General features: G+C 68.8%; 22 protein-coding genes. 14 read left to right on the top strand and 8 right to left on the bottom strand.

The window, feature by feature from the left end; genetic code table 11:
• Positions 1-79 precede the first annotated feature (79 nt).
• Together P2T37_RS09700 and P2T37_RS09695 are read right to left on the bottom strand one after the other, a co-directional pair.
• A complete protein-coding gene (locus P2T37_RS09700) occupies positions 80-2,599 on the bottom strand; it encodes a PAS domain S-box protein (protein ID WP_276233722.1) in 2,520 nt (839 codons plus the stop codon).
• Between the two features lie 49 nt (positions 2,600-2,648).
• Entirely contained in the window at positions 2,649-3,143 is a 495-nt protein-coding gene (locus tag P2T37_RS09695; RefSeq protein WP_276233721.1) for a DUF8173 domain-containing protein, read from the bottom strand.
• An 83-nt stretch (positions 3,144-3,226) separates the two neighbouring features.
• On the opposite strand from P2T37_RS09695, the gene P2T37_RS09690 reads away from it, so the two are divergent.
• Positions 3,227-3,547, top strand: coding sequence for a DUF8048 family protein (locus P2T37_RS09690; protein WP_276233720.1), 321 nt, complete (start codon positions 3,227-3,229; stop codon positions 3,545-3,547).
• Between the two features lie 79 nt (positions 3,548-3,626).
• The gene (locus tag P2T37_RS09685) at positions 3,627-4,133 is read left to right on the top strand and encodes a helix-turn-helix transcriptional regulator (RefSeq protein WP_276233719.1); all 507 of its coding nucleotides are present in this window, start codon (positions 3,627-3,629) and stop codon (positions 4,131-4,133) included.
• Positions 4,134-4,149: 16 nt separating this feature from the next.
• Here the strand turns inward: P2T37_RS09685 and P2T37_RS09680 are convergent, their stop codons facing one another.
• From P2T37_RS09680 to P2T37_RS09665, 4 genes are all read right to left on the bottom strand, one after another.
• Complete coding sequence (locus tag P2T37_RS09680) at positions 4,150-4,665, bottom strand: response regulator transcription factor (RefSeq protein ID WP_276233718.1); 516 nt, start codon at positions 4,663-4,665, stop codon at positions 4,150-4,152.
• The gene (locus tag P2T37_RS09675) at positions 4,662-5,069 is read right to left on the bottom strand and encodes a DUF7500 family protein (RefSeq protein ID WP_276233717.1); all 408 of its coding nucleotides are present in this window, start codon (positions 5,067-5,069) and stop codon (positions 4,662-4,664) included. Before P2T37_RS09675 ends, P2T37_RS09680 begins: the two co-directional genes overlap by 4 nt.
• A gap of 131 nt (positions 5,070-5,200) precedes the next feature.
• Positions 5,201-5,773: an archaellin/type IV pilin N-terminal domain-containing protein gene (locus P2T37_RS09670; protein ID WP_276233716.1), complete on the bottom strand. Its 573-nt coding sequence runs from the start codon at positions 5,771-5,773 to the stop codon at positions 5,201-5,203.
• A 1-nt stretch (position 5,774) separates the two neighbouring features.
• Positions 5,775-6,356: an archaellin/type IV pilin N-terminal domain-containing protein gene (locus P2T37_RS09665; RefSeq protein ID WP_276233715.1), complete on the bottom strand. Its 582-nt coding sequence runs from the start codon at positions 6,354-6,356 to the stop codon at positions 5,775-5,777.
• Between the two features lie 219 nt (positions 6,357-6,575).
• On the opposite strand from P2T37_RS09665, the gene P2T37_RS09660 reads away from it, so the two are divergent.
• From P2T37_RS09660 to P2T37_RS09620, 9 genes are all read left to right on the top strand, one after another.
• Complete coding sequence (locus P2T37_RS09660) at positions 6,576-7,382, top strand: FlaD/FlaE family flagellar protein (protein WP_276233714.1); 807 nt, start codon at positions 6,576-6,578, stop codon at positions 7,380-7,382.
• Positions 7,383-7,387: 5 nt separating this feature from the next.
• Entirely contained in the window at positions 7,388-7,819 is a 432-nt protein-coding gene (gene arlF, locus P2T37_RS09655; RefSeq protein WP_276233713.1) for an archaellum stator protein ArlF, read from the top strand.
• 1 nt (position 7,820) lies between these two features.
• Positions 7,821-8,273 (top strand): archaellum stator protein ArlG, encoded by a 453-nt coding sequence (arlG, locus tag P2T37_RS09650; protein WP_276233711.1) that lies wholly within the window; start codon positions 7,821-7,823, stop codon positions 8,271-8,273.
• Positions 8,270-8,980, top strand: a complete 711-nt coding sequence (gene arlH / locus P2T37_RS09645) for an archaellum protein ArlH (protein WP_276233710.1) — start codon at positions 8,270-8,272, stop codon at positions 8,978-8,980. Before arlG ends, arlH begins: the two co-directional genes overlap by 4 nt.
• A 2-nt stretch (positions 8,981-8,982) precedes the next feature.
• The gene (locus P2T37_RS09640) at positions 8,983-10,659 is read left to right on the top strand and encodes a type II/IV secretion system ATPase subunit (RefSeq protein WP_276233709.1); all 1,677 of its coding nucleotides are present in this window, start codon (positions 8,983-8,985) and stop codon (positions 10,657-10,659) included.
• Between the two features lies 1 nt (position 10,660).
• A complete protein-coding gene (flaJ, locus tag P2T37_RS09635) occupies positions 10,661-12,376 on the top strand; it encodes an archaellar assembly protein FlaJ (RefSeq protein WP_276233708.1) in 1,716 nt (571 codons plus the stop codon).
• Between the two features lie 131 nt (positions 12,377-12,507).
• Complete coding sequence (locus P2T37_RS09630) at positions 12,508-12,957, top strand: FlaD/FlaE family flagellar protein (RefSeq protein ID WP_276233707.1); 450 nt, start codon at positions 12,508-12,510, stop codon at positions 12,955-12,957.
• A gap of 113 nt (positions 12,958-13,070) precedes the next feature.
• On the top strand, positions 13,071-13,400 hold the full coding sequence (locus tag P2T37_RS09625; RefSeq protein ID WP_276233705.1) for a DUF5658 family protein: 330 nt from the start codon (positions 13,071-13,073) through the stop codon (positions 13,398-13,400).
• 36 nt (positions 13,401-13,436) lie between these two features.
• Entirely contained in the window at positions 13,437-13,856 is a 420-nt protein-coding gene (locus P2T37_RS09620; protein ID WP_276233704.1) for a VanZ family protein, read from the top strand.
• Positions 13,857-13,859: 3 nt separating this feature from the next.
• Here the strand turns inward: P2T37_RS09620 and P2T37_RS09615 are convergent, their stop codons facing one another.
• Together P2T37_RS09615 and P2T37_RS09610 are read right to left on the bottom strand one after the other, a co-directional pair.
• Entirely contained in the window at positions 13,860-14,420 is a 561-nt protein-coding gene (locus P2T37_RS09615) for a TATA-box-binding protein (RefSeq protein ID WP_276233703.1), read from the bottom strand.
• 168 nt (positions 14,421-14,588) lie between these two features.
• A complete protein-coding gene (locus P2T37_RS09610; protein WP_276233702.1) occupies positions 14,589-17,441 on the bottom strand; it encodes a beta strand repeat-containing protein in 2,853 nt (950 codons plus the stop codon).
• Between the two features lie 287 nt (positions 17,442-17,728).
• Between P2T37_RS09610 and P2T37_RS09605 the strand changes: the two genes are divergently transcribed.
• From P2T37_RS09605 to P2T37_RS09595, 3 genes are all read left to right on the top strand, one after another.
• Complete coding sequence (locus P2T37_RS09605) at positions 17,729-19,186, top strand: hypothetical protein (protein ID WP_276233701.1); 1,458 nt, start codon at positions 17,729-17,731, stop codon at positions 19,184-19,186.
• 211 nt (positions 19,187-19,397) lie between these two features.
• Positions 19,398-19,994: a hypothetical protein gene (locus P2T37_RS09600; protein WP_337250420.1), complete on the top strand. Its 597-nt coding sequence runs from the start codon at positions 19,398-19,400 to the stop codon at positions 19,992-19,994.
• An 88-nt stretch (positions 19,995-20,082) separates the two neighbouring features.
• Positions 20,083-21,399 carry a HEAT repeat domain-containing protein gene (locus tag P2T37_RS09595; RefSeq protein WP_276233700.1) on the top strand — a complete coding sequence of 439 codons (1,317 nt, stop codon included), beginning with the start codon at positions 20,083-20,085 and terminating at the stop codon, positions 21,397-21,399.
• Positions 21,400-21,419: the final 20 nt, after the last annotated feature.

The raw sequence follows: 21,419 nt of genomic DNA, 5'->3' as shown, positions 1-21,419 counted from the left end.
CTATCCAATAAGGAAGGGTGACGCTAATAAAAAGACCCGTTGCCAGTGTGTGGAGAAACGGCAGCATCGCCCGCGGCCGCTACGCGTCGTCCGGAGCGCGGGGGAAGACGAGGTCGAACACGGCCCCGCCGTCCGCCGGGTCGATGGCCGACCCCCCCGTCTCCTCGCCGTAGTCGCGGACACTGATCTCCCCGTCGTAGGCCGCCATCATCTCCTTGACGAGGTAGAGACCGAAGCCGTTGCCCGGCTCGCTCAGCTCCGAGATGCCCTTCCGGAGGACGGCGTCCTTCTGCTCGTCGGGGACGCCGGGGCCGTTGTCCGCGATGTGGACGGCGAGGGCGGGCCGCTCCGTGTCCGTGACCTCGCCCGCCGGCTCGCCGGGCTGTGCGACCCGCGGCTCGCCCGTCGCCGAATCGACCGTCACGGGGAGCGTCGTCTCCGAGACCCACACCTCGACGGTCGGCTCGTCGGCGTCGTTGTGGACGACGGCGTTCGACAGCACGTTCTCGAACACCTCGCCGACGAGGTCGTCGGCCAGCACCGCCGTGTCCTCGTCGGGGAGGTCGTGTGTCACGAACTCGGCGGCCGGGTACGACTCCGCGGCGAGCGACACCTTCGTGTCGAGTTCCGGCCGGAGCGGGGTCGGCTCCGCCCGGTAGCTCCCGTCGGAGACGATGGCGTCCATGAACGACCGCATCGTCTCGATGAGCTCCGAGAGGTCGTCCACGCGGTCGCCGATGGTCTCGACGTGGTCGAGGACCTCCTCGTCGTCGCTCGTCCGGCCGAGGAAGTCCGTCCGCATGTTGATGACGTTCAGCCCGTTGAGGATGTTGTGTCTGAGGATGCGGTTCATGAACTCCAGCCGCTCGCGCTCGCGCTCGATGGCCTCCTCGTACTCGCGCTGGTCGGTGAGGTCGCGGACGATCTTCGTGTAGCCGATGTGGTTGCCGTCGGTGTCGTACCGGGCCGCGATGGTCACGTCGGCGACGAACGTCGAGCCGTCCTCGCGGACGCGTTCGCCCTCGTGGCGGACGACCCCCTCGTCCGCGGCCTCCGCGAGGAGCCGCCCGGGAAGCCCGTCCTCGGTGTCCTCCTCGGTGTAGAAGACGCGGAAGTGCTCGTCGAGTATCTCCTCGGCGCGGTACCCCTTGATGAGCTCCGCGCCGGGGTTCCACGACGTGACGCGGCCGTCGATGTCGAGCGTGAAGATGGCGTAGTTGTCGACCGCCTCGACGAACTGCTCGAACTTGTCCTCCTGTTCGCGGAGCCGTCGGCGCTGGGTCTCGCGGAGGCGCTTGCGGTCGAGTTCGTAGCCGACCCAGTTGCCCATCAGCTCGACCATCGTCGTCTGCCACTCGTCGAAGCCGTCGCCGGGCCGCGAGAGGAAACACAACACGCCCCCGGTCGAGTCGCCGACGGCGACGGGAACGCCGACGTACCGGGAGAAGCCGTCGGGCGCGTCGAACCCGTCGGTGTCGAGCGACAGGCGAACCGGGTCGCCCGTGTCGAGGACCGCCGCGTACGGCGACGAGTCGGCGTCGACCGTGTCGCCGACCGCGAGGCCGTCGGCCTCCCCGTGTGCCGCCCGGACGTCGAGCGCGTCGCCGTCCGCGCGGAGCCGGAGGAACGCCGCCGCGTCCGCGCCGAGCATGTCCGACCCCGTTTCGAGCAGCGCGTCGAGGCGGTCGTCGAACGTCGAGGACGTATCGGAGATGGTGTCGTACAGCTGCCGGAGCGAGCGCTCGCGAAGCTTCAGCTCGCGCTCCCGCCGTTTTATCGAGGTGACGTCGGTGTACTGCTCGATTCTACCCCCCTCGTACAGCCCGGACTCGATGGGCTGGCTCCAGTGTTCGAGGTGGCGCTCCTCGCGGTCCTCGCCGGGCAGGACGTGACACTCGAACTCCTCGGTGTAGCTGTTGTCGTCGTACGTGTCCGTCACGCGCTCGCGGAACCGGTCGCTGTCGTCGATGCGGTCGGCGATGCGGTCGGCGATCAGTTCGCGTTTGTACTGGCCGACCGTCGTCTCGCGGTCGAGCCCGAAGTACTCCATCGCGGCTTCGTTGGCCCAGACGACCCGGAACTCGTCGTCGAGGACGAACGTCGCCACGTCGGAGGCGTCGAGGACGTCGTCGGTGATGGTCCGGTAGCGCTCGCGGCTCTCCTCGAGTTCGTCGGTGGTCATCCGCCGCCGGGCGTCGTACAGCCCGACGGCGAAGGCGAGGACGGAGCCGAACAGCACGCCGTCGAGCGCGAGCACCATCGGCTTCAGTTCGCCCATCGCCCACGTCTGGAGCGCGATGACGAACGCGTAGAGCGCGGCGACGGCGGCGGCGACGCCGAGGTTCCACTTGACGACGGTCGCGCCGTACGCGGCGGCCCACTCCTGTCGTCCGAGCCAGACGCCGCCCGCGACGAGCGCGAGCGCGAGCACGATGAGCGGCGCGTTCTCGACGAGCGTCGCCCCGACGTCCCACGAGAGGTTGGTCAGGTCGTCCCAGATGTCGTAGGCCGGAACGACCAGTACGAGCAGACCGAGGACGGAGACACCGACCCACGACCGCTCCGCCCACCGACGTTCCGTCGCGTGTTCGTCCCCCATATACCGAACCCAAGTCCGGCATCGCTGAAAAAGACCGGACACCGGCGAGTCAGTCGAGCCGGTCGCGGAGGACCGCGCCGAAGCCGGCCGCGCCGACGCAGAAGGAGACCAGTCCGCCGACCCCGGTGAGCGCGAGCGCGCCGTTGAGCGCCGCCGCGACGAGCAGCGGCTTCCCCCACCCGTCCTCGCGGCTCACCAGCTGCTCGGCGATGACGAGGTAGGCGATGGCCGCGCCGACGGCCCACACGAGCACCGCGACGAGCGCGAACGGTATCGCGAACAGCACCCCGATGACCGTGATGACGAGGACGACGGTCACGAGCAGCACGAGGAGGAGACACACGAGCCCGTAAACGAACGAGCCGACCGGCTCCTCGCGCACGTCGGCCATCATCCGCTCGAGGTACTCGGGCGCGACCGCGACCAGAATGGCGCCGACGACGAGCGTGGTGACGAACGCGCCGAAGGCACCCCCGACGAGCCCGGCGGCGGCGTCGAGCGAGCCGCCGACCTGCGTCTGGAGCGCCGGCTGAACAGCTGTCATGGCGTCGGGAGGACGCCGTCGGTGATAAACCTGTGTGGCGAACGGCCACATGATATATGCCGCACAAGGCTGTCCGTACTGTAATGGACGAGTACGGCGCGGTCGAGGAGCTGTTCGGCGACCTCATCGACGAGGTCGCGCTCGAAGCTCCCGTCTCGCGCGGCCGACTGGTCGCGGCGCTCGCTCGCGCTGACGCGCACGGTCCGCCCGCGGACTCGGCCGCGACGGTCCGCGACGGCCTCGCCGTCCACCGGCTCCCGGTCGACGGCTGGAACGCGGTCGCGGCCGCCTGCGGGCTGACGCCGGCCGCGGAGGTGGCGGCCCGCGAGGTCCACCGGCGGCTGGCGGCGGCGCTCGGCGTCGCGGCCGACCCGACCGAGGCGGTGTTCGTCCGCCGGGCGTGAGAACCCACACACCGGAGCGGTTTCACGTCGTGAGAACACGCGACCCGGTTTATGTTAGTAGGGTGAGTCCGTAAACTCGATGACGAAGCGACCGACGTCGGGGATCGCCGACCGGGGGACGGAGACGAACGGTGGGGTCACGGTAGAGCAACTTCGCAACGAACTCGGGTCCGGGGCGGACGGCGGTGTCCGTCTCGCCCCCGACCAGGAGGCGGAGGCGATACTCGACGACGTGCTCTCGGCCGTCGGCAGCGCCGGCTTCCGGTTCGACGAATCGACGGTGAAGGGGAACCTGGAGGAGATACTGCTGACGCTCGTCGCCCACCGCGAGCACGACAGCCACGGCAAGGGGCTGATGGGCGACCTCGCGACGGTGTTCGACACGCGGCTCAGCCCGGGGACGGTGTATCCCCGGCTCCACGACCTCGAGGAGGCCGACCTCCTCGGCGTCCAGGAGCTCGTCCGCACGAAGGAGTACCGGGTGGCTGACACCGAGGGACTGCGCGACCGCGTCGCGGACGCGATGGAACAGCACCTCGTGCTCGGACTCTTCTTCCAGGCGGCGCTCGCGGAACTCGACGAGTAACGGTCCGATCGCGTTCTCAGTCGGCCGTTCGTCCGTCCAGCTCCGCCGACAGCGCCTCCAGTTCGGCCCGGAGGTCGACGTAGAGGTCGTGCCCCGAGAGCCGCGCCGGCGTCCACGCCTCCCGGAGCACGCTCAGTGCACGCGAGAGCCGCCGGTACCGGCGGCGCTCGTCGTCGTGCATCGGGAGCGCGAGCAGCGACTCGACGAGCGAGCGCAGCTCCTCGCGCGTCGCCGGCTTGAGCAGGTACTCGTCGAAGCCGAGCGCGGCGACCTCGGGGTCCGGGTCCGTCGCCGTCACCATCGCGACGGGACAGGCGGGCCGGCGCGAACGGACGTGTTCGAGCACCTCGGCCCCGGAGCGGCCGGGCATCCGGCGGTCGAGCACGGCCGCATCGACCGTGCCGTCGAACGCCGCGACGGCCGCGTCGCCGTCGTGGACCGTCCTCGTCTCGTACCCCGCGAGCCAGACCGTGTACAGCTCCGCGAGCGCCGGTTCGTCGTCCGCGACGAGGACGAGCGGACGGTCGCTCACCGCGACACCTCCGCGTCGACGGCGATGTCGGCGTTGTCGAGCAACACCGCGACGGCCTCCTCGGGTGGGACGTCCGGCGCGACCGCCCCGGCGTACCAGCGGACGAGCGACTCGAACGTCTCGGCCACGTCGTTCGACTCGACCGCGACCGCGACCTCGTCCCCGTCGATACGTCCCCGGCCGACGACGCCGTAGGCCCCGTCGGGGGCCGGGAGCGTCTGTTCCATGGACCCGTCGTCGGCGTCGGGAGGCGGCGACGGCTCGGTGTCGGTCGGGTCGACATCGTCGTCGTCGCCGTCGGTCGTGACGACGTACCGGTCGCCGTCGAGTTCCCGGAGTCGGTCGTCGGTCGAATCGAGGTCGTCGGGCGAGAGAACGCCCTCAGGTGGGTCGTCGGTGGTCATGAGAGGTTTTCGTGTGTCGGTGTCGTGCCTCGCCGGCCGGGACGACCCGGCGTCGCCCGGACAGGTATCGAAACACGGCGGGACGGCGGCGATCGCTGTCGCCGTTCGCCCGCAGTGGGTGGTCGTCGGAGTTAGACCTGAACGACGTCGGTCGAGAGGACGTCCGGAACGTTCACGCCGTAGACGGTCGTGGCGCCGGACTGGTCGACGAGTCGGAGGGTCGCGTCCTCACCCTCGCCGAGAGCGGATGGGTTCGGGTCGGTTCCGTCAAGCGTCAGGACGATTTGACGGCGCTCGCCGTTCTCGTCCAGCACCGCGCCGGCACCGCTCACCGCCGTGTCGCTGAGGTCCTGGATGTCGAACTCCGAGCTCGTCAGTGTCACCGAATCCGCCGAACTCGTGTACTGGATCGTCATCTCCTCTAAGTCGATAGGGTCGGAGCCCGGCGACTTCTTCACGACCAGCGTGACCTCGTTGACGTTGCCGGTCGAGGCGTCCCCGCTCGCCGAGACCACGTCGATCTGGTTGGAGACCTGCGCCTGCGCGTCGCTGCCCGTGTCGGAGGCACGCGACTGCAGTTCGCCCGCCGTGTTCACGAGGACGCCGGCCGCCACCGCGGCGACCAGCACCAGCGCGATGAAGATGATCAGCGTGCCGATACCGACCTGTCCGCGGTTCTCGTCGTTGAATAGGTTGTCGAACATCTCAGACCTCCACGAAGGTTCCCGTGATAACGTCCGGAACGTTGACGCCGTACACCGTCGATGCACCCGACTGGTCGACGATCTCGAGCGAGACGTCGTCGCCGGCCGAAAGTCCGTCGGCAGTCTCGATGAGCGCCGGACTGACTGCTATCTCCACGCGCTCGCCGTTCGAGTCGAGGATGGTCGCGTCGTCACCTTCGATGAGAGCCGTGCTGAAGTGCGTCGCGTTGGCGGTAGCGCCGTACTGGAGCGTCGTCGCTGTCTGGCCGCTCGTGTACTGGATGGTCGCCTCCGAGAGGTCGATCGGGTCCGAGCCCGGCGACTTCTTCACGACCAGCGTGAGGTTATTGACCAGCCCGTCGTCCTTGTCGTCCGCGCCCGTCGCTGAGACGACGTCGATCTGATTGGAGACCTGTGCCTGTGCGTCGCTGCCCGTGTCCGAAGCCCGCGACTGGAGCTCGCCGGCCGTGTTGACGAGCACACCCGCGGCGACCGCGGCGACCAGCACCAGCGCGATGAAGATGATCAGCGTGCCGATGCCGACCTGCCCGCGGTCGGAATCGTCGGTTGTTGGTAGTTTCATGGGTTGTCTGTGTTCCCACCCCGAGCGGGCGGTTGGGTTCTTCCCACTCCCGACGACGGACGATACCCACTTAGACCGGCGAACGCTTTCGGCCGCGGAGTCGGGGCTCGAATCGAGACTCGAAACGCCCGCCGAAACCGACTGCCGACCTATGTGTCCGAGGGCCCGACGTGTGGGTAAGACACGGCGCGCACGGGGCACGCGCGTGAACATCCACTCATGTTCGGACGCAACACGGACGACGACGACGCACAGGACGGCGAGGCGGACGAGGCGACGCCGGAGCCGCCGGAGACGGAGCCCGCGGAACAGCGGGGGCCGGACACGACGGAGCTCGGCGTTCGCATCGACGAGCTGGAGGAGGATATCGACTCGACGGAGTCGACGGTGCGGGCCATCCGGAGCTCGCAGGAGGAGATGACCGAGTCGATGGACGAGATGCACGAGACGGTGCGCCGGCTCACCGGCGTGTACGACCGGCTCGTCGCCGAGGACAACCCGTTCGTCGAAGGCCACGGGTCGGGAGAGACGACACCCGACGCGTCGGTGCCGGCGGACGACGAGGACGTCGTCTCGTTCGACGACCTCTACGACGAGGCGGAGCCGACCGACGAGGGGGCCGACGACGCGGCGATGGACGACGACCTGTTCGACGACTACGCGCCGGGCGAGGAGCCCGAACCCGAGCCGACAGCCGCAGACGGCGGGCCGGCGGCGACGGAACCGCCGGAACGCGAGCCGATGCTGACGGCGGTGCCGGAGGGGTACGCCGGCGACGTGTTGGTGATGGAGTGGCTGGCCGCGCTGATGGAGCGCTCCGGGCCCGCGGGCGCGCTCCGCGCGGTCGACCACTACGAACAGACGGGGTGGATCTCCGCCTCGGTGAAGGAGCGGCTCGTGAGCGTCATCGGCGGCCCGTCGCTCGACGTGTTCGTCGACCCGATGCAGCCGCGCGAGCCGACCGCGCACGAACACACCACCTCCCACCGCTACCTCACGGTGCTGGGCGAACTCGACGACATCTGAACTGAATGGGCTTCAGCGTGAGCGGGGCGACCGCGGTCGTGTTCATCGGGCTGTTGGTGAGCGCCGCGACCCTCTACCCCGCCGTCGACCGCTTCACGGAGCGGCGGTCGGACGCGCTCTCGGCGAACGACGAGCGGGCGCTGGCGCGACAGAACACGGCCGTCGCCATCACGAACACGGATTCGCCGACCCTGACCGACGACCGCCTCACCGTCGAGATAGAGAACACCGGCGCGAACACGCTCTCCGTCGATGCAGTGGACCTACTCGTCGACGGCGAGTACGTGACGCCCGACGAGACGACCGTCGATGGCGACGCCGCGACGGACGTGTGGGCGCCCGGCGAGACGCTCGTCGTGAACGTGGACGGACTGGACGGGAACCGCGTGAAGGTGACGACCGGGCCGGGCGTCGCGGCGACGGCGGAGGTGGCCTGACGTGGCGAGCGCCTCCGTCTCGACGCTCGTCATCTTCATCGCGGCCGTGAGCATCGCCGCGGGCGTCTCCGGCGCGATGGTGACGACGGTCGGCGGCATCTCCGACTCGCTCGACGACCGCGGCGCGGACGTGGCCCGCAGCATCGACACCGACGTGGAGATAATCAGCGACCCCGGGAGCGGCGCGGTGTACGACGGCTCCGACACCGTGACGCTGCTCGTAAAGAACACGGGCGACCGGACCATCGAGACCGAGGGGACGGGCATCGAGGTACTCGTGGACGGTCGGTACACGACGCCCGACTCGGTCGAGGTGCTCGGCGGCGACACGGCGTGGCGCGAGGGCGCGGTCGTCCGCGTCACCGTCACTCGGACGCTGGATGCCGGCGACCACCGCGCGACCGTCATCGTGGGGAGCGAGCGCGAGACCCTCGCGTTCCGGGTGGCGCCGTGAACCACCTCTCCATCGGGCTGGAGTCGCGCGACCGCGTCAACCACGCGGTCGGGGGCGGCTTCCCCGAGGGGAGTCTCGTCCTCGTCGAGGGCGGGACGGGCGCGGGCAAGTCCGTGCTCGCCTCGCGGTTCGCCTACGGCCTGGCCGAGGAGGGAACCCGGGTGACGGTCGTCGCGACGGACGCGACGGCACGGGAGTACGTCGACCAGATGCACTCGCTGTCGTACGACGTGGTCGAACACCTGCTCGCGGAGCGGCTCCGCTACTACCACGCGCCCGTGGACGGCGACCGGCCGCTACTCGCGCCGCTGACGGAAACGGGCGGCGTGTGGACCGGCGACGCGCTCGTCGCGGACGGCTTCGGCCGGCTGTGCCGCAACGACCCGCGATTCGGCCCCGTTCTCGGGAGCGGCGACGAGGACCGCGCGATGCAACGGTTCCTCGGGCGGCTCGACCGGCCGCTCGCGGCCGGCAAGGTCGCCGTCGTGACGGTCGACCCGGCGACGCTGACGGAGCGGGCGCTCCGGCCGCTGCGCGGCGCCGCGGACGTGTACCTCGAACTCCACAGCGAGGCGGTCGGCCAGGAGATACGCAAGAAGGCGCTCGTCCGGCGCTTCGCCGGCATGAAACAGCCCGTCGACGACACCATCGGCTTCTCCGTCCAGCAGGGGCGGGGCATCGTCATCGAATCGCGGACCATCGCGTGACCATGAAGGCGAACACCAGACTCACCGACGACCTGCGCGCCGTCACCGACGAGCACCCGCACGTTCGCGCCCACTTGGAGGCGTTCTACGAGCGGACGAACACGTACCCCGTGTACGCCGAGGAGCCGACCGACGAGCACGCGACGTCGAAGCCGAACGTACTGTTCCCGGCGGAGCCGCCCATCTTCGGGCACGTCCACGGCCGCCCCGGCCAGGACACGACGTACTACTGTCTGGAGCCGACGCTCTCGGCCGAGGACGAGGGGCTCTACGAGCGCGTCCGCGCGGAGGTGCTCGACCGCTCGGTGACGAAGCCCGCCCCCGTCGAGGGCGGCGACTTCACGAGCCACCTGGACGAACTCGTCGACGAGATACTCGCCGTGGGCGAGGGGGCCGGCTCGCTCCCCGACCGCCTCCGCGCCTCGCTGCTCGGCGACCGCTTCACCGTCGACCCGCAGACGTACGACCGGCTCCGGTACGTCCTCCAGCGCGACATCGTCGGCCTCGGCCCGCTCGAACCCGTGATGGCCGACCCAGATAACGAGGACATCCACGTCATCGGCCCGCACGCGTGTTACGTCGACCACGGCGTCTTCGGTATGGTCGAGACGACCGTCGACTTCGGCGACAACGAGCAGTTCTCGAACTGGATCCGCAACATGGGCGAGCGGATGAACCACCCCGTCTCCGATTCGAACCCCATCATCGACTCGACGCTGCCGAACGGGTCGCGCATCAACATCATCTACTCCGACGACGTCTCCATCAAGGGGCCGTCGCTCACCATCCGGCAGGGCGAGGACGTGCCGCTCTCCATCTTCCAGATAACGAAGTGGGGCACCATCTCGCCGGAGCTGGCGGCGTACCTGTGGCTCTGTATGGAGAACGAGCAGACCGTGTTCGTCGTCGGCGAGACGGCCTCCGGCAAGACGACGACGCTCAACTCGATGTTCTCGTTCATCCCCCGCGACCACAAGATCTACACCGCGGAGGACACCGCCGAGGTGAAGCCGCCCCACGAGAACTGGCAACAGCTCCTGACGCGGGAGGGGAACGGCGAGGGCTCGGACGTGGACATGTTCGACCTCGTGGCCGCGGCGCTCCGGTCGCGCCCGGACTACATCTGCGTGGGCGAGGTCCGGGGCGCGGAGGCGCAGATGGCGTTCCAGGCCGCCCAGACGGGCCACCCGGTGCTCATCACGTTCCACGCGAGCGACATCGTCTCGATGATACAGCGGTTCACCTCGAACCCCATCAACGTCCCCGAGACGTTCATGGACAACTGCGACGTGGCGCTGTTTCAAAACCGGGTGAAGCAGGGCGACGACGTGCTCCGGCGCGTCACGAGCGTCCAGGAGATAGAGGGCTACTCCAGCCACGAGGGCGGGGTCGTCACCCGCGAGGCGTTCTCGTGGGACCCCCGCGACGACGACGTGACGTTCAAGGGGCGCAACAACAGCCACGTCCTGGAGAACCAGATCGCGACGCTGCTCGGCTACGACGACACGCGGAAGATATACGACGAACTGGACCGCCGCGCCGAACTCATCCGCCGGCTCATCGACGCCGACGTGCTGGGCTACCACGAGGTGAACGACGCCATCGAGACGTTCCAGCGCGACGGCGTCGAGGCCCTCCCCGTGGATATCCACGGGCTGACCGACCGGGTGAACGCCTGAGATGGCCGCCGAGGGCGAGGGGGCCGAGCTACCCGACCTGCGCGAGCTGGTCGCGTCGGTCGCGACGGCCTTCCGCTACATGGAGATGCCCGTCGAGCGGTACGCGCTGCTCGTCCTCGCGCCCTCGGTCCTGTTCGGGCTTGTCCTCGGGGGCGCGGCCGTCGCCCTCGACCTCCCCGCGTTCCTCGCCGCGCCGCTCGGCGTGCTCGGCCTCGTGCCCCTGCTCGGCGCGCTCGTCTACCCGAAGGTGGTCGCCGACCGCCGCCGCCGGGAGATACGCGAGCAGTTCCACCTCTTTCTCACGCACATCACGGTGCTCTCGCTCACGAACATCGAGCGGGTCGAGGTGTTCCGCACGCTCGCGCAGGTCGAGGAGTACGGGGCGCTCGCCGAGGAGATGGGTCGCATCACCGCGCTCGTCGATACGTGGAACCAGTCGCTCGACGACGCCTGCCGTCGTCGGTCGAAACGCGTCCCCTCCGAACTGTTGGGCGACTTCCTCGAACGGCTCGCCTATACGGTGGGAGCGGGCCAGAGCCTGAGCGACTTCCTCGTGGACGAACAGGAGTCGAACATCCAGGAGTTCGTCATCCGCTACGAGTCGGACCTCTCGAAGCTCGACGTGCTTCAGGAGCTGTACCTCTCGCTGATGCTCTCGACGACGTTCATCCTCGTGTTCGCGACCGTGTTGCCGCTCCTGTTGGGCGTGCCGCCGACGCTGCTCGTGGGCGGCGTCATCGTGATGTTCGCGCTGGTGCAGGTGGGGTTCCTGTTCGTCATCCACACCGTCGCGCCGCGCGACCCGGTGTGGCTCGACCCCGAGACCGACCACTCGCCGATGCACCGCGTGTGGCTCCCGCTCGTCGTCGGCGTCGCGCTGTCGGTCGTCGCGACGGTCGCGGTCGCGGCCGTCGGGCTCGGCTTCACGCCGCTCGCGCCCGACACGCTCCCGCGGCCCATCTACCTCGCGATTCCGACGACGCCGCTGTTGCTTCCCGGCCTGGCGATGCGCCGCGAGGAGCGGAAGGTGACCGACCGCGACGCGGGCTTCCCCTCGTTCATCCGGGCGCTCGGCGGCGTCGAGTCGGTGAAACAGACCTCGACGGCGAACGTCCTCGAGACGCTGCGCACGAAGGACTTCGGCGCGCTCACCCCGAACGTGAACAACCTCTACAAGCGGCTGCGCACCCGCATCGACGCCGAGGGGGCGTGGACGCTGTTCGCCGCCGAGACGGGCTCGTATCTCATCCAGAAGTTCGGCGACATGTACGTCGTCGGCCGGCGGATGGGCGGCGACCCCCGTCGCCTGGGACAGGTCATCTCGACGAACATCAACGAGGTGCTACGGGTCCGCGAGCAGCGCCAGCAGGCGAGCACGACGTTCATCGGCGTCGTGTACGGCATCACCGCCGCCTCGATGTTCTCGGCGTTCATCGGCCTCGAGATCGCCGGGCAGATGCTCACCATCACCTCCGAGATCGCGAGCCAGAACGGGGAGTTCGTCGATTCGCTGTTCTCGACGGGCAACTACGACATCGAGGTGATGGAGTTCCTCCTGCTGTGTGTCGTCCTCCTCAACGCGCTGCTCTCCTCGCTGATGATCCGGCTCACCGACCGGGGCCACTTCGTGAACGCGCTCCCGCACTTCGTCGGCCTCACGTGGGCCGGAACCGTCGTCGCGGCCGTCACACAGCGGGTCGTCGCGGGGCTCATCTAGACGGTTCGCTCCGCTCGTCCGGTACGATGAGAGGGGAAACTCGTGAGCGTCGAGCCCACGGTTCGTTCGACCCCCGACTCACGTCTCGATACGGAACGCGCTTTTTATAGGCGATAGCCGGAAGCACGGGTATGACAGACGCGTCCGGCCGCCCGTACCTCGAAGACCGGGTCGAGTTCTCCCGCTCGGAGACGCTCGTTCGGTGGGCGAAGTACCTCGGGACGACCTTCGGTACCTCCGGGGCGCTGTGTGCGCTCCGCTACTACGAGCGGCTCTCGTGGATATCCACCGACGTGCGCCACGACGTCGAGCGCCAGCTCCGGGGGCTCTCGCTCGACGAGATCCACTCGAAGAAGTACGACGAGCCCGGCCTGCTCTCGGGCCCGCTCGAACCGCTGTCCGGGACGCCGTTCGGCGCGCACGCGAAGTCGCTGGAGTTCATCGCCGAGCTCGCGGACGACGACCTCGAAGCAGACACGCTCCGCACACAGCTCGCGAAACACCGCGCCGGCGTGAACCCGTCCGAACACGCGGGCGCCGAGGCGAACGAGTCGCCGGTCACGGCGGAGGGTGACGACTGATGGCGGCCCGTCGCGCGGACACGTCGGTCGTCTCTCCCGGCGTCGACTTCCTGCTCATCGGCGCCGCGACGCTCCTGCTCGCGGTCGCGGCCGGCACGCTCGTGTTGTAGGCCGTGGCCGCCCGGCTCGACGCGACTGTCCGGCGGCTCGCCGACCGTCAGCGTCGGCTCTGGCTCCTCGCGCTGGCGAGCTACGGGCTCGGCGACCTCGCGACGACGCTCGTCGGGCTGGCCGCGGGCCGTGGCGCCGAGGCCGGGCCGCTCGCAGCGGGCTTGTTGGGCCGATACGGCCTCGCCGGTATCGTCCTCCTCAAGCTCGGGAGCCTCGCCGTCTTCGCGTTGCTCTGGCGCGTCGCGCCGAACCCCGGCCGTGTCGCCATCCCGCTCGCGCTCTCGGTCGTCGGCGTCGGCGTGACGGCGTGGAACGTGTTCGTGCTGCTGTAGCGGAGGAACTAACTCGCCCGGTTCGCCTCTTTCTGTATGCGACGGCTTCCGGTTCCCGCGCTCCCCCGTGTCGTCCGGTACGGGAGCGTCCTGCTCGTCGCGGCCGTCATCGCGTACTTTTCACTCACCGGGCGGCCGCCGCGGGTTCCCGACGCCGGCCCGTGGTGGGACAAGCGACTCCACCTCGTCGCGTACGCGGGCCTGGGCCTGGCGCTCGCGTACGCGACGCTCGACGAACGCCGGCTGTGGCTCCGGGTCGCGGTGATACTCGGCGCGGTGTTCGTGTACGGAAGCGGTATCGAGCTCGTTCAGTGGACGCTGCCGCGGCGCTACTTCGGGGTTGGCGACATCCTCGCGAACCTCGCGGGCGGCGTCGTGGCGACGGCGTGGCTCGCGCTCGAACGCGTCGTCCGGTACGTCCCCCTGCCGTCGGGCGTGACCGTCGAGGAGAGCTGAGCGTTACCCGAGCAGGCCGAGGCTTTCGAGTTCGTCCGTGACCACGGTCGCGGCCTCGGAGGCGTCGTCAACCGTCTTCCCCCCGGTGATGACGAGCTTCCCGGAGCCGAACAGCAGGACGACCACGTCCGGCTCGTCGAGTCGATAGACGAGCCCCGGGAACTGCTCGGGCTCGTACTCGACGTTCTCCAAGCCGAACCCGATGGCGATGGCGTTGAGGTTCAACGTCGCGCCCAGGTCGGCCGTGGAGACGATGTTCTGGACCGTGATCTCGGGGTCCTCCGGCACGGGGATGTTCAGCTCGCGCAGGCGGTCGAACGCGATCGAGAGCGCCTCGTGGACGGCGTCGATGCTGTTCGCGCCCGTACAGACGATCTTCCCCGACCGGAAGATGAGCATCGCGGCCTTCGGCTCCTGGAGCCGGTAGACGACGCCCGGGAAGTTCTCGGGGTCGTAGCTCGACCCGGTGAGGTCCATGGCGAGCGCGTCGAGGTCGAGCTCCTGTTCGATGCCGGTCGAAGCGACCACGTTCTGGATCTCGACGGAGTCGGCTGGCGGTGTCACTACATCCCAACGCGGGGCGGAAGGATATAAAGGCACCCAGAATCGGAGCGGCCAGTTCGGGGCGTGAAGGTATGCGGCGATGAGTGGCGCCGGGGCTGTCCGGCGTAGCGTCCGAAAGAAAATCCCGATTTTTGTGACCGGGTTAGGGGTCCCGGTTAGTCAGCCGAGTTACTCGCGGCGCAGCGCCAGGAGCGCGGCACCGACGAGCGCGATGATGGCGACAGCGAAGCCGAAGCCGGGCTGGCCCGGCGTCTCGGTCGCGGTGTCAGTCGCCGTCGCGGTGGCGGTGGCGGTCGCCGTAGCCGTCGCGGTGGCGGTCGCCGTCGGCGTGGCCGTCGCAGTGGCCGTGGCCGTCGGCGTGGCCGTCGCGGTCGGCGTCGGCGTCGCGCCGGCGTCAACCGTCAGGGACGCGGAGTCCGTGACGATGTCGCCTTCGGCGGTCGTGTACGGACCGTCGTCGGCACCCTCGGAGGTGACGAAGTCGTACGTCTCGTCACCGTCCGTGTCGAGGTGCGGCATGGCGATGACCGTGCCGTCCTCCTCGTACGGAGTGTCGAGGGAGACTTCGATGCTCGAGCTGTCCCCGGCGTCCAGGTAGGCGGACGTGCCGCGGACGGAGTCGAACGTCGCACCGTCGAGCAGCGAGCCGTCGTGGATGGTCACGAAGCCACCCTCGGAGAGGCTGGCGGACGCGACCGTGACGGTCGTGCCGTCGGTGGTCTGGTCGTTGATGCTGACCGTCGCGGTCGGGCGCGGAGCGACGACACCGGTAGCCTCAGCGGAGAGGCCGGAGGTGGACGTGCTCAGCGTGAAGTCGGTACCCTCGGAGACGTTCGTGAAGTCGAACGTCGTCGTGAAGGTCCCGTCCGCGGAGACGGTCGTCGAGTTGGACTTCAGGAACGGGCTGGAGCCGGTCGCGCGGGCACGCACCGTGATGGGCGTACCGGGCGCGGCGGTCGTCGTGCCCGTGATCTCCTGACCGGCCGAGGCTTCGACGGTGACGTTACCGTCGGAGCCGACATCGAACGAGGCCGTGCGCTCGACGACGTTGAAGGTCGTCGAGACGGACTCGGTCGAGGAGCCGGTGTACTCGTTGTCGAGCGTGAAGGTCACGTTGTACGTCTCGCCGGCGTCGATGCCGACGGAGTTGCCGTTACGGTCAGCCATCTGGTCCGCGTCGAACACCAGGAAGAACTGGTTGTTGTCGGCGTCCTCGATGAGCTGCGCGTTCGTGACCGGGATGGTCTTCGGAGCCTGGTTGATCGAGGTGCCCTCCTGCGTCACGTTGACCGTGATGTCGCTGGAGAGGTCGCTCGTGTTGTCGCCCAGGTACGCGTAGATACCCGAAGCCTGCACCTGAATCACCGAGAGGTCGCCCTCGGCGATCTGGTTGCGCTGGGTGACGTCATCGAGAAGCTCGGTGACGTTCCCGTCGTACTTGTCGACGTTGACCGAGCCAGCGTTACCGGGTGCCGTCCACGTCTGGGCACCGGTCGTCTGGCGGTCGGTCAGCGCGAGAACCGCAACGTCCTCCTCGGAGCCGTCAGCGCCGCCGAGCAGGAGGCTGAGGTCGTAATCGGTCGCGGCGAGGCGATTCGGAACGGCCTCGGTGTAGCGGACCTCGTTGGTCACGGTGTCGTCACCGACAGCCGTGTACACATCGGTCGTGGTGCTGTTCTCGTTGTTGCCCACGCCGGCGAGGTACGTGTTCATCTGGAGCGTGACGGTGCCGTCACCGTCCGTATCCTCGACCGTAACCTGCGCGTTGTAGTTGACCGTGTCGGACCCGACGACAACCGTCGCCGTGTCGGAGCCCTGCAGGTCGAATGTTATCTCAGCAACGTCGCCCTCCTCCTCGGAGAAGACGCTGTTGGTGAAGCTAGCCTGGCCCTCGATGGCCGGATTAATCGTGAGGCTGGCGTCGTCGGAGGCAGTGGAGTCCTCGACCTGGACGCTCAGCGTCAGGTTGCCGGCCGGTGCCGCGCTGAAGTTAGCGGGCAGCGACTGGCTGTTGGAACCGGGGACACGCACCGTCGTGTCGTCGATAACCGTACCGCCACCGAGAATCGTCTGGAGCGTGCTCGCGCTCACAGCGGAGCCGTCCAGCGTCGCGGAGATGGTGTGGTTGTAGGTCGCACGGTTGGACTCGACGTCCAGGTTGGCCGTCTCGTCACCACCGAGGCGGACACTGTCCTGGTCGAAGCTGATGTCCAGCGTCTGGACAGCGACCTCGAAGAAGACGAGCTGGTTGTTGCTCGGGCCCTCAACGTAGTAGTTACCGTTGAGGTTGCCCGTGCGAATCGTGACCTGACCGTTGGAGTTCGCCTCGACCTGCGTGACGAGGCCGTCGTCGCTGACGCGGCGGATCTCGACGTCGTCGTTAGCAGAGATGGCGGAGCTGTTCTCGTAGGTCAGAACTTGGCCCTGCCAATAGGTCGTGCCGTTCGTGATGCCGGAGTCAGCCGAGGTGGTCGCGTCGTCGCGGATCAGGAGCGTCGCGATGTCGGCGTCGACATCCTCGAACTGGCTGTCCTGAACCTCAACGTTCAGCGGGCCGCTGGTGTCCGAGGAGACCTCGGGCCAGTTAGCCGTGAAGTCGACAGCAACCTGGATGTCGATACCCTGGGTGCTGCCGTCCTCGCTGATGTCGAACGTGAGCGTCCGGCCGTTGTTGACAACCTCCGCGCTGCCGGTAATAGCGACATTGCTGTTGTCAGAGCGGTTGGTAACGGTCACGTCTTGGAGGCTGGAGTACTCGCCAGCCGGGATGGTAACACGGATTGTGTCCGTGCCACCGTCGGTGCTCACGTTATCAACGTTGAACACCAGGTCGTGGTTTACAGTCGTATTCTCATCTACCGCGAAGGAACCGCCCACCATTGTCGTATTGGACAGGGAGACGGCCTGCGCGTTCGTAGCTGCAGCCGCGCTCCCGGCGAACGCGATGGTGCCTCCGAAGACGGAGACGACCATCAGCGCCGTCAGGAACAGGCTGCGAACCTTTGTCGATGTGTCAGTCATGTTTTATTAGTTCCAATCGGCAACAGTATCGTTCCGCACTGTGGGGCTGTGAAACCCGACAGCGGTACTCCGTACTGCTACCATGGGTAGGGGTATACGTCCATTCTAGCGTTCGTGTAATAAGCCTTGTGTGAATCAAGGGTGGAATCAGCCGTTACAAGCCCCGTAGCGTGCGTTTGTGACGCTTTAGCATGGGTGGCGGGTTTGAGGGGGAAGTAGCTCCAGCGAGAACAGCGAAACCGCGGGCGAACAGGGGCATTTATTCGACCGTGACCGCACGCGTGCGTATGGTCACCGCCGCGGACGTTCGGGAGCTGGTCGACGAGCGCCCCGCGCTCGAAGACGCCGTCGAGGCGGTGGTAGAGGCCGAGGAGCCGTTCGCCTTCGACGACCTCGATATCGACTCGGGCGCGTTCGGCGAGGTCGTTTCGACGGGTGTCGTCGAGAAGACCGACGACGGCTACCGGGTCGCGGACCGCGAGGCCGTCCGGCGAGGGCTCGCCGGCGAAACCGGACGGGAACCGACGGAATCGGGAACCGGGCTGGCGACGCCGAGTCTCGACATCAATCTCATGCACGCGCTCGCGCTCGCGGGTGCGCTCGCCTTCGTCGTTCTCCTGCGAACCGTGTTCTCCGTCGGCCCGGTGTTCCAAGACAGCGCGGTCGTCCTCTCCGGGAACGACCCGTACTACTACCGCTACTGGGTCGAACAGCTGCTGGCGAACCCGGACCTCACCGTCTCGTCGCTGCCGGGCGCGGTCGCGAAGGGCGAGCCGCTCTACGTCGCGACGATGTGGCTCCTCGCATCGGTGCTCGGCGGCGAGGCCGTCGCCGGCTCGCTGCTCGCGTGGTACCCCGTCGTCTCGGCGCTCGTCTCCGGCGCGCTCGTGTATCTGCTCGCGACCGAGGTCACCGAGGACCGCCGCGTCGGGCTCGCGGCCGTCGTCATGTTCGCGGTCGTCGCGGGCCACGCACTGCGAACGAGCCTCGGCTTCGCCGACCACCACGCCTTCGACTACCCGTGGCTCGGCGTCACGGCGCTGTCGCTCGTCGCGCTCGTCCGGGGCGAGCTCCGGTCGGGACGGACCGTCTTCGGGACGCTCGGGCTCGCCGTCGGCGTCACGGGCCAGGTGCTCGCGTGGGAAGCCGGCCCGCTGCTGGTGGTTCCGGTCGGCCTGGCCGTCGCGACGCTCGCCGTCGTGTGGGTTCGCGCCGACAGGTCGCCGCTCCGGTCCGGGGCCCCGATGCTCGTCGGGCTAGCCGGCGCGGGCGCACTCACGTGGCTGGCCCACACGAGCCTCGGCTGGCACACGCCCGTCGTCGCGTCGGCACCGGCACTCCTGTTCGCGGGGGCCCTCGGCGTGCTCGTCGTCGGCGAACTCGTCTTTCGGGTACGGTCGGACGCACGCGTGGCCACGGGAGCGATTCTCGGGACGGGGGCGGTGAGCGTCGGCGGCATCGCGGTCTTCCTCCCCGACGCGTGGAACACGCTGACCTCGCGGGCCGACTCCGCGCTGTTCCGCTCCGACGCCATCGCCGAGACGCAAGGGGCTGTTCTCGGACTCCGCGGGCTGGCTCCTGCTGTTCGGCTTCGTGCTCTTCCTCGCGCTCCCGTATCTCGTCTGGGCGACGCGACGCGCGCTCGACGACGACGCGTGGGTCGTCCCCGTCGTCTACGCGTGGGCCTTCTTCGCGCTCTCGGCGATCCAAATCCGGTTCGTCGGGGAGTTCGCGACGTTCATTAGCGTCTTCGCCGGCCTCGGGTTCGTCCACCTCGCGGAGCGCATCGACGTGGCACGCCTGCCGAAGCCGTTCGATTCCGGGGTCGACGGCTCGCTCGTGACGCGTCCGTCGGCACGACAGGCCGGCGCGCTCGTCGTCCTCTTCCTGCTCGTCGGCGGCCTCGGCCTCGTCCAGGTGCCCGTCAAGACCGGGCAGGTAACGACGCCGCCCGCGATGTACGACACGGCCGCGGCCATCGACGAATACACCGAGACGGCGAACCGGAGCGACCGCCCGGCGTACGTGTTCAGTCCGTGGAGCAACAACCGCATGTACAACTACGTCGTGAGCGGGGAGGCACGCTCGTACGGCTACGCACGCGCGAACTACGAGTCGTTCCTCGCGTCGACGAACGAGACGACGTGGTACGAACGCCTCCGCGGGCGCGCGGGCTTCGTCGTGTACCCGACCCTCGACGCCCCGTCGGGGAGTATCGCGGAACGGCTGGAGGCGTACGGGAGCCGGACGGCGAACGCCTCGGGGTTGGCACACTACCGGGCGATACACGTCTCGCCGGACGGCGAGTACACCGCGTTCACGCTCGTGCCGGGGGCGACGGTCGTCGGCAACGCGACGGCGAACACGACGCTCGACCTCGCGGCGACCGTCGAGGTGAGCGGGACGGAGTTCACGTACGAGCGCCGGGTCGCGGTCGATGCGAACGGCACGTACCGGGTGACGGTCCCCTACGCCGCGACGTACGAGATCGGGAACCGGACGGTGACCGTCGAGGACGCAGCGGTCGAGGACGGCGAGACGGTGTCGGCGTAGCCCGGTCCGGTATCCTGTTTCCGCCCTCCCTTGTCACCGACGGAACATTTTTGCCGACCCCCGTGTGCCGTGTTCCCGTGGGGGATAGATGGTGTACTTCACGCTGAAGTTGCTACGGTTCCTAGTTCGAGCGTTCGTCAAACTCCTGTTGCTGCCGGTGACGGTCGTCCGCTGGGTCCTCGGCCGTCGCGGGGGAGACGACGAGACGTGGGACGAGTTCGACCTCGACGACACGGAGGCCGAGCCCGAGACGACGGGCGGTGGAACTGACGACGACGAGTCCGACGACGCCGGGACGGCCGCAACGAGCGCCGCGACGGCGACGACACTCGGTGCCTCGACGGCGAGGGACGCCGGCCGACTCCGGTTCCGTCGCCACCTGTTCGTGGCGGGCCTCGTCACGGTCGTCGCGAACGTCTTCGCGCCGGTGCTGTACCTCGACGGCGTGGCGTTCTCGCCGATCGAGGCCGTCGCCGCACAGCCGATATGGGTGGTCGGCCCGGTCGCCGTGACCGGCGCGGCCGCGTTCGGCCTCACTCGGGGGAGTTCGTGGGGCTGGTATCTCGGCGCCGCGTGGGCGGCGTTCGTCGTCCCGTCGTATCTGATCCGGGGCTCGCTCCCCGACTTCCTGCTCGCGTCGGTCGTCGGCCTGTGGGACGGTCCCGGAGCACTCGGCTACGCCCTGCTCGGCTCCGGCGGCTACGAGCCGGCGGCGCTACTCGGCGGCGCGGCCGCGAGCGCCGGTCTGCTGTGGTCGGGGTACCGAACACGGCCCGCGACGTGGGGGTCGGCGAGCGGTCGGACGGACGACGCGCCAACCCGGTCGGGGACGACGGAGTCCTCCGCCGAGGCATCAGCGGAGCCGACGGACGGCGCTACCGTATCGTCGTCCGACTCGGGTACCTCGACGGCGACGACGTCGACGGCGACGACGTCGACCGCGACCGAGTCACGTGCGTCCACGAGCGAGACGGCGGAGCCGAGCGCGGCGAACGACGACGAAACGACAGCGAGCAGTCCGAACGACGAGACGGGGAGAGATGAGGAAACGACCGGCGAGACCGCGTCGGCCGGCGAGTACGAGCCGACGACGGGGTCGACCGGCGACGCGACGGTCGATGCCTACCGCGACCGGCTGCACGCGGACGACCCCGCGACCCGCCGTGAGGCCGTCGCGGCGCTCGCCGACGACGCGGGCGACGGCGTCCACTCACAGGCGGCAATCGACGCCCTGACCGAGCGGATGCACGACGACGACCCGGATGTCCGTGTCGCGGCGTGTGAGGCGCTGGGGCGGCTCGGCACCGGAAGCGACGGCGTCAGGGCGACGCTCGAACGGACCCGGCTCGACCCGAACAGCGACGTGAGCAAAGCGGCCACGCGGGCACTGCGGAACATCGACTGAGAGCATGCGACGATATCACA

It is taken from the genome of Halosegnis marinus, assembly GCF_029338355.1.
Taxonomy (GTDB): domain Archaea; phylum Halobacteriota; class Halobacteria; order Halobacteriales; family Haloarculaceae; genus Halosegnis; species Halosegnis marinus.
This window is presented reverse-complemented; position numbering and strand designations above follow the sequence as displayed.